This is a genomic window from uncultured Limnohabitans sp. (assembly GCF_937889215.1).
In the GTDB taxonomy this organism is placed as follows: Bacteria; Pseudomonadota; Gammaproteobacteria; order Burkholderiales; family Burkholderiaceae_C; genus Limnohabitans_A.
In genome coordinates this window covers 1-8,179 of record NZ_CALBEX010000297.1, presented here as the reverse complement: position 1 = coordinate 8,179, position 8,179 = coordinate 1, and the positions used below count along the sequence as shown (strand labels likewise).

7 protein-coding genes are annotated in these 8,179 nt (G+C 58.9%); all 7 read right to left on the bottom strand.

Translation table 11 applies throughout. From position 1 onward, the window contains the following. Positions 1 to 436, bottom strand: a 436-nt coding sequence (locus Q0341_RS07550; protein WP_299511710.1) for a pyridoxine 5'-phosphate synthase, incomplete at its 3' end; no start/stop codon positions are given. A gap of 8 nt (positions 437 to 444) precedes the next feature. Then, complete coding sequence (gene recO, locus Q0341_RS07545; RefSeq protein WP_299511708.1) at positions 445 to 1,194, bottom strand: DNA repair protein RecO; 750 nt, start codon at positions 1,192 to 1,194, stop codon at positions 445 to 447. Between the two features lie 11 nt (positions 1,195 to 1,205). After that, positions 1,206 to 2,261 carry a GTPase Era gene (gene era / locus Q0341_RS07540; RefSeq protein ID WP_299511706.1) on the bottom strand — a complete coding sequence of 352 codons (1,056 nt, stop codon included), beginning with the start codon at positions 2,259 to 2,261 and terminating at the stop codon, positions 1,206 to 1,208. Then, positions 2,258 to 2,932, bottom strand: a complete 675-nt coding sequence (gene rnc, locus Q0341_RS07535; protein WP_299511714.1) for a ribonuclease III — start codon at positions 2,930 to 2,932, stop codon at positions 2,258 to 2,260. Before rnc ends, era begins: the two co-directional genes overlap by 4 nt. A gap of 25 nt (positions 2,933 to 2,957) precedes the next feature. After that, positions 2,958 to 3,923, bottom strand: coding sequence for a signal peptidase I (gene lepB / locus Q0341_RS07530; protein ID WP_299511704.1), 966 nt, complete (start codon positions 3,921 to 3,923; stop codon positions 2,958 to 2,960). Beyond that, complete coding sequence (gene lepA, locus Q0341_RS07525; protein ID WP_299511702.1) at positions 3,923 to 5,731, bottom strand: translation elongation factor 4; 1,809 nt, start codon at positions 5,729 to 5,731, stop codon at positions 3,923 to 3,925. Before lepA ends, lepB begins: the two co-directional genes overlap by 1 nt. Before the next feature lie 492 nt (positions 5,732 to 6,223). Next, a complete protein-coding gene (locus Q0341_RS07520; protein WP_299511712.1) occupies positions 6,224 to 7,639 on the bottom strand; it encodes a DegQ family serine endoprotease in 1,416 nt (471 codons plus the stop codon). Positions 7,640 to 8,179 lie beyond the last annotated feature (540 nt).

Genomic DNA, 8,179 nt, shown 5'->3' with positions numbered 1-8,179 from the left:
GCTCTGGGTCCATGAACAGGCTCACACGCACGCCCAGCGCCTTGCATTCGTCGATCAAAGGTTTCAGGCGTTCGGCGTCTTGCGGGAAGGCCCAGCCGTGGTCGCTGGTGAACTGGCCTTCGCTGTCGGGCACAAAGGTCACCTGGTGCGGACGCACAGCGCGCACATGGTCCATCAGGTTGTGAAAAGGGTTGCCCTCGATGTTGAACTCGCGCTCGGGCCAGCCCTTCATCAAGGCGGTGAGTTCGGTCACATCGCTGGCGCGGATGTGGCGCTCATCAGGTCGGGGGTGGATGGTGATGCCGTTCGCGCCCGCTTGCAGGCACAGCTCGGCAGCGCGGGCAACGCTCGGTATGCCCAGGTGGCGCGAGTTGCGCAGCAAGGCGACTTTGTTGACATTGACCGACAAGGCCACGCGATGGGTAGAAGTGGTCATGAAGGTGTTCATAAAGTTTGCAAGTCCAGCATCATTTGACGGGTACGCAAAGCGCCCACACCGCAATGGTAATTGAGCATCAAGCGCAAGGGGCGTTGCAGCTGCACCAACAAGTCGGCGCACTCGCGCAGCAAAGCCGCCAAGGGACTGGGGGATGCCAGTGCCGCGTGCAGCACCAGCCATTGTTCGCCGCGCAAGGCGTGGCGCGGGTCATCGCTGACCCACTGCAGCCCCGCCTCAGGCACGAGCGCATAACTGTCGGTGGGCGACAACGGCTTGAGGGTCAGGGTCTGCAGGTTGAGGGCAGGCAACAGGCCCATTTCGCGCAGCAGCAGCAACTCAAAGCCGCGCAAGGCCCACTGCAGCGCATCGGGGTCGCCACTGGCCAGCAGGCGCACGGCGGCGGCATACACCTCGAACAACTCCGGGTGCGGGTCGTCGCGCGCGGTCAGGCGCATCAGCAATTCATTGAGGTAATAACCGGACAGCAGGGCCTCGCCCGTGGGCATGACATGCCCACCCACCCATTCGGCCGACTTAAGGGTGCGGATGTCGCCATCGCCGCCAAACGCCAGCGACAAGGGCTGCAGCGGCAAGAGCACCGGGCGAAAGCTTGATGTAGGCCGCTTGGCCCCTTTGGCCACCAAAGCCACCCTGCCGTGGTGGCGGGTAAAGACTTCGAGGATCAGGCTGGTTTCGCTCCAGTCGTAGCGGTGCAGCACATAGGCTGGCTCGTCTGCAATCCGCTTGGAGGCCATTGAAGCAGGCGTTACTCGTAACCGAAACTGCGCACGCGGGCTTCGTCGTCAGCCCAGCCCGAACGCACTTTGACCCACAGCTCGATGAAGACCTTGGCGTCCAACAGCTTTTCCAGCTCGACGCGGGTTTCGGTGCCGATGCGCTTGAGCTTTTCGCCCTTGTCACCGATCACCATGGCCTTGTGTCCTTCGCGCTCGACCACAATGGTGGCCGCAATGCGCAGCATGCGTTTGGCTGTTCGGCCTGCTTCTTCCTCGAACTTGTCGATCACCACGGTGGAGGTGTAAGGCAATTCGTCACCCGTCAAACGGAAGAGTTTTTCGCGCACCATTTCGCTGGCCAAAAATTTCTCGCTGCGGTCGGTCAGCTCGTCCTCAGCGTGAAACCAAGGCTGCTCGGGCAGGTATTTTTCGCAGACGCCGAGCAAGCGCTCAATGTCTTTGGGCTGCTTGGCCGACATGGGGAAAAACTCTGTGAAGGCGTGGCGCTCTTGCATCTCCCGCAACCAAGGGGCGATGTCGCCACGGCGGTGCACATTGTCCAATTTATTGGCCACCAACAAAACCGGAATACCGGGCTTGAGCAGCGCCAGCACCTTGGCGTCTGCCGTGGTGAAGCTGCCCGCCTCAACCACAAAAAGCACCAGATCCACGTCGCTCACAGCGCCGACCACGGTCTTGTTGAGCGACTTGTTGAGTGCGGTGCCGTGGATGGTCTGAAAACCAGGCGTATCGACAAACACATACTGGGCGGCGCCCTGGGTGCGGATGCCGGTGATGCGGTGGCGCGTGGTTTGGGCTTTGCGCGAGGTGATGCTGATCTTTTGGCCCACCAAAGCGTTGAGCAAGGTGGACTTGCCCACGTTGGGCTTGCCCACAATGGCCACCAGGCCGCAATGCTGACCCTCGACCGGCACAGGCGCGGGTGCGGCCGCGACCGGGGGCAATGAAGCGTCTTCGGATGCATCGCGTGGTTGGATGGTCACACCCGCGATTTGAACGGGGCGGCGCAGGGTTTGCTCTTGCGGCGTGCGTTCAGTTTCAAGTGTTTTTTTGTCGGTGCTCATGCGGCGCTTTCGGATTTGAGGGTCTGCAACATGGCGGCTGCCGCTGCTTGTTCGGCAGCGCGGCGCGATGCGCCCGAGCCTTGTTGGGTTTGGCGCAATTCGGTCACTTCGCACGAGACCTCGAATTGCTGACGGTGCGCGGCACCGGAAGTGGCGACCACGGTGTATTTGGGCAGCGCGAGCTTGCGCCCTTGCAGCCACTCTTGCAGCTCGGTCTTGGGGTCTTTGCCCACCGCCTGCATATCGGGCTTGATGTCCACTTTGGCAAACAAGCGCTCAACCAAGGCTTGTGCGTCCTTGTAATCACCGTCAAGGTACACCGCGCCAATGATGGCTTCCAAGGCATCGGCCAAGATCGAAGGCCGGCTCTGTCCGCCCGAGCGCATCTCACCTTCGCCCAGACGCATGACGGCCGACAAGTCCAGGGTTTTGGCCAGTTGGTGCAAGGTGTCTTGCTTGACCAGATTGGCCCGCACCCGCGACAAATCGCCCTCGGGCAAGCTGGCCAGCTGCACATACAACAGGTTTGCAACCGCCAAATTGAGCACCGAGTCGCCTAAAAATTCCAGTCGTTCGTTGTGGTCGGCGCTGAAGCTGCGGTGCGTCACCGCTTGCTGCAACAAACCCTGTTGGCGAAAGGCATAACCCAGGCGTATTTGCAAATCAGACAAAGCGGGTGATGTGGCCACGTTTGCCTCAGTCAAAAGCGCCAATGCGCTTGAGGTTGCCAAAATTCATCCACACGAAGAACGCCTTGCCCACGATGTTGGCATCGGGCACAAAGCCCCAGTAGCGCGAGTCCAGCGAGTTGTCGCGGTTGTCGCCCATCATGAAATAGTGGCCCTCGGGCACTTTGCAGGTCACGCCTTCAACGGTGTAGTTGCAATTTTCACGGCCCACAAACTGGTCGGCTCCCGGAATGAACGCGGGACGGTCGTCGTCTTGCAGGGTCTGGTGCGGCTTGGCACCCAGCGTCTCCCGACGGTGCTTGTGGTAGCGCATGGTGGACTCGTCGAAGAAATCCGGCAGCACTTCGGTGGGCACTGGTTTGCCATTGAGCGTGAGGGTTTTGTTCAGGTAAGCCACCTCATCGCCCGGCACACCCACCACGCGCTTGATGTAGTCCACGCTGGGCTTGGGGGGGAAGCGAAACACCATCACATCGCCCCGCTGAACGGGCGTGCCCTCGGTGATCTTGATGTTGGCCACAGGCAGACGGATGCCGTAATGGAACTTGTTGACCAAAATCAGGTCGCCAATGTGAAGTGTCGGGATCATGGAGCCCGAGGGAATTTTGAAAGGCTCGAACAAAAACGAGCGCAGCACAAACACCACCACGATGACGGGGAACAAACCTGCAGTCCAATCGAGCCACCAAGGCTGCATGAGCAGCTTTTCGCGGGACTCGCGGATGTCGGTGTCCACCTGCTCGATGCCCATTCTGGACAACTCGGCGCGGCGCTGGGCGGTTTCGGCTTCGAGCTGCGCCACCGCTTTTTGGCGCTGCGGCAAGAACACAAAGCGCTCGGCCAGCCAATAAATGCCGGTGACCACGGTGGCCAAAAGCAAGAGCAGCGCGAAGTTGCCCTCCAAATGGCCCAGATACCAGGCACCGGCATAGCCGACAAAACCGGCCAGCACCAAAGACGTTAAGAACTGCATCAATCTTCCACCTGCAAAATGGCCAAGAAAGCCTCTTGGGGCACCTCGACCGAACCAATTTGTTTCATCCGTTTTTTACCCGCTTTTTGCTTTTCGAGCAGCTTGCGTTTGCGCGAGATGTCGCCACCGTAGCACTTGGCCAGCACGTTCTTGCGCAAGGCCTTGATGCTTTCACGTGCAATGATGTTGGCCCCAATGGCCGCTTGAATCGCCACATCGAACATCTGGCGGCTGATGATCTCGCGCATCTTGGCCACCACGGCACGGCCACGGTACTGGGACTGTGAGCGGTGGACGATGATGGACAAAGCATCGACTTTTTCGCCGTTGAGCAAAATGTCGACCTTCACCACATCAGACGCCCGAAATTCCTTGAACTCGTAATCCATCGAGGCGTAACCCCGGCTGACCGATTTGAGTTTGTCGAAAAAGTCCAGCACGATTTCGCCCAAAGGCATTTCATAGGTCAGCATGACCTGACGGCCGTGGTAGGCCATGTTCATCTGCACACCGCGTTTGAGGTTGGCCAGCGTCATCACTGGACCCACGTAGTCCTGCGGCATGTACAAATGCACCGTGACGATGGGCTCGCGGATCTCCTGCAGTTTGCCTTGGTCGGGCATCTTGGACGGGTTCTCGACCATCACGACTTCGCCACCAGGCTGGACCACTTGGTAAACCACGCTGGGCGCGGTGGTGATCAGGTCTTGGTCAAACTCGCGCTCAAGCCGTTCTTGCACGATCTCCATGTGCAACAAGCCCAAAAAGCCGCAGCGAAAGCCAAAGCCCAGCGCCTGTGAAACCTCGGGCTCATAGTGCAGGGACGCGTCGTTGAGCTTGAGCTTTTCCAGCGCGTCGCGCAGCGCGTCGTACTGGTTGGCCTCGGTCGGGTACAGGCCGGCAAACACCTGGGGCTGGATTTCTTTGAAACCCGGCAAAGCTTCGGCGGCGGGACCCAGGTTGTTGGGCAGCTTTTTTTCCAGCGTCACGGTGTCGCCCACCTTGGCCGCTTGCAATTCCTTGATGCCCGCAATGATGTACCCCACCTCACCGGCGCGCAGCATCTGGCGCGGCTCGTTGGCGGGGGTGAAAACTCCCAAACTGCCCGCTTCGTATACCGCGTTGCTGGCCATCATCTTGATGCGTTCGTTTTTCAGCAACTGGCCGTCGATGACGCGCACCAACATGACCACACCCACATAGGTGTCGAACCAGCTGTCGACGATCATGGCGCGCAGTGGCGCATCAGGGTTGCCTTTGGGCGGCGGAATACGGGCCACCACAGCTTCGAGGATTTCTTCGATGCCCATGCCGGTTTTGGCCGAACAAGGAATGGCATCGGTCGCGTCAATGCCGATCACGTCTTCCACTTCGCTGCGTGCGTTTTCCGGATCGGCGTTGGGCAGGTCCATCTTGTTGAGCACCGGCACCACTTCCACACCCAAGTCGAGCGCGGTGTAGCAATTGGCCACGGTCTGCGCTTCCACGCCCTGGCTGGCATCGACCACCAGCAAAGCGCCTTCGCAAGCCGACAACGAGCGGCTTACTTCATAAGAGAAGTCCACATGGCCGGGTGTGTCGATCAGGTTAAGGTTGTAGACCTGTCCGTCTTTGGCTTTGTATTGCAGCGCAGCGGTCTGGGCCTTGATGGTGATACCGCGCTCTTTCTCGATGTCCATCGAGTCCAGCACCTGGGCTTCCATGTCGCGGGCTTCCAAACCGCCACAGCGTTGAATCAAGCGATCGGCCAGCGTGGATTTGCCATGGTCAATGTGGGCAATGATCGAAAAATTTCTGATGTGATTCATCAAGGAAGTTCTGCAAGTATTTGTGGATCAACGATCCGGAAAAGAAAAAAGGGCGCGTCTGGTGGCGACGCGCCCTGAACCAACAATCAATGGCAACTGCGATAGTTGGGACTTCATTGTAGGCAAATTGGTCCGTTCGCACAGCCCCTGAAACGGGTGAGGCAGGTCGTTGCTGCTTTGCAACATAAATTTATCCACAGTTTATCCACATTCCGCCATGCGTTTGCATGAACAAGGTGTGGACTGTCTGTGGATCAACGGTGGACACCTGGATCAAATCCCGCATGGTGAACCCAGACCTGCTCTATATGCCATGAATCACTGGTCAAGACGGCTGATTTTAGCCAAATTCGGTATGAGAAAAATAAAAAGTCAGTATGCGCAAACTTTATAAATATTTTCCAGTCTGTGATTTGAAACCCACACATGGCAGCGCAGTCCTGAAACCCCAAAACCTCAGAGGTTTCAGGGGCACTCAGGGTTTCACGCCCTTCATGGGGCAGGACGGATCAACACATACTGAGCCGCACCACCGCGACGAACAAGCACATTGACTGGCTTCGTTTTGTCGATCCGGCCCATCAGCGACTCAAACACTTTGACCGAGTTGACTTGGGTGTTGGCCACCGCCAAAATCAAATCGCCCTCGCGGATACCCGCACGGGCCGCCCCGTCAACAGAGGCCACCACGCGCACACCTCCACGAACCCTGGCTTCTTTCTTCTGGGCATCGGTCAAGTCGGCCAAGGTCAGTCCCAAGTGGCGAATGTTGGCCTCTGGAGGTTTTTCCTCGGGCGCTGCAGCCGAGGCCTGCTGGTCTGGCTCAATTTCCGCCACGGTGACCGTCAAGTCTTTGGTGGAGCCCCGCCGAAACACCGTCATGCCGACACTGCTACCGGGCTTGGTGTTGCCCACTGCGCGAGGCAAATCCGTGGGCTTTTCAACGGCCCGCCCATCAAACTTGACGATGATGTCGCCAGCCTCAACACCGGCTTTTTCAGCAGGGGAGCCCTCTTCAACACCACGCACCAGCACGCCTTGCGCCTTGCCCAGGCCAATCGATTCAGCCACTTCTTTCGTCACCGCAGCGATCTGCACGCCAATGCGCCCACGGCTGACGCGCCCTGTCGAGCGCAATTGCTCGCTGACACGCATGGCTTCATCCATGGGAATGGCAAACGAAATGCCCATGAACCCGCCCGAACGCGAATAAATTTGGCTGTTGATGCCGACCACCTCGCCGCGCATGTTGATCAGCGGGCCGCCCGAGTTGCCCGGATTGATCGCCACATCGGTTTGGATGAAAGGCAAATAGTCACCCGTGTCACGCTGTTTGGCGCTGACGATGCCGGCCGTGACCGTGTTCTCCAAACCAAAGGGCGAACCAATCGCCATGACCCATTCACCCACACGCAGGCGGTTGATGTCGCCCACCTTGACAGCCGGCAAGCCTGTGGCCTGGATTTTCACCACCGCCACATCCGTGCGCTTGTCAACGCCCACAATGCGCGCCGTGAATTCGCGTTTGTCGGTAAGGGTCACCATCACCTCGTCAGCCCCTTCCACCACATGCGCATTGGTCATGATGAAACCATCTGAACTCAGGATGAATCCTGAACCCACACCTCTGGGCTGAGACTCTTCCTGTGGCCTGTTGGGCTGCTGTCCCTGCCTGGGGACGCTGGGCATCGGCACCCCAAAAAAGCGCCGGAACAGCTCTTGCATTTCCTCGTCAGGCGCTCCTGCTCCTGGCTCACTGGAGCGGACCTTTTCGAGGGTCCGAATGTTGACCACCGAGGGCCCCACCTGCTCCACCAAATCGGTGAAATCAGGCAAACCGCGCACGGAAGCGTTGGGGCTTTGCGCCACCGCAGCGCCGGTTGGCCACCCCACCAACCCGGTCAGCAGCGTGCCGGCCACAATGGCCGAAGCCGCTTTATTGGTCCAAACTTTTATCAGCACACAGCCTCCTGGTGAAAATCAAAAACAACTCGAAGATGTTGTTCAGATGCGGCCGACTCACAGCAATTCAAGTCGCGTCAAATTCGATCATGCCGAGCCCCGTCAAATGACCTGAGCATCCGTGGACGGGAATATACAGCGCATCTAAACCCATGCCACTTGGAGGGCATCGTGTGCGCTTGCACCCAAGCACAGGTCAATGGCCCCTGCGTTGGGTTCTGCTGACCTGCGTCATCCTGACGTCGAATCCAAAGCAGCAGGCCACTGCCCACATCCAACCCCACCGACACGGACACACTTTGCAGGTCGCCCTGTCCGCTTGAACCCTCGGTTTGCCAGAACCAGGCCTCACCACTCCAAAACAAACGCCCACCGACCAGTTGTTGGCGCGGCGCCCAGGCTGCAGCCCAAGCCAAACACAGCGCCCAAAAAGACCAAGCCCACAGCGCCAACTCGTTCGACGCTTGTCCCCACACTTGCCACCCC

Coding starts and splice junctions, on each gene's coding strand:
- recO (WP_299511708.1), bottom strand. CDS start 1,194: ATGGCCTCCAAGCGGATTGCAGACGAGCCAGCCTATGTGCTGCACCGC.
- era (WP_299511706.1), bottom strand. CDS start 2,261: ATGAGCACCGACAAAAAAACACTTGAAACTGAACGCACGCCGCAAGAG.
- lepB (WP_299511704.1), bottom strand. CDS start 3,923: ATGCAGTTCTTAACGTCTTTGGTGCTGGCCGGTTTTGTCGGCTATGCC.
- lepA (WP_299511702.1), bottom strand. CDS start 5,731: ATGAATCACATCAGAAATTTTTCGATCATTGCCCACATTGACCATGGC.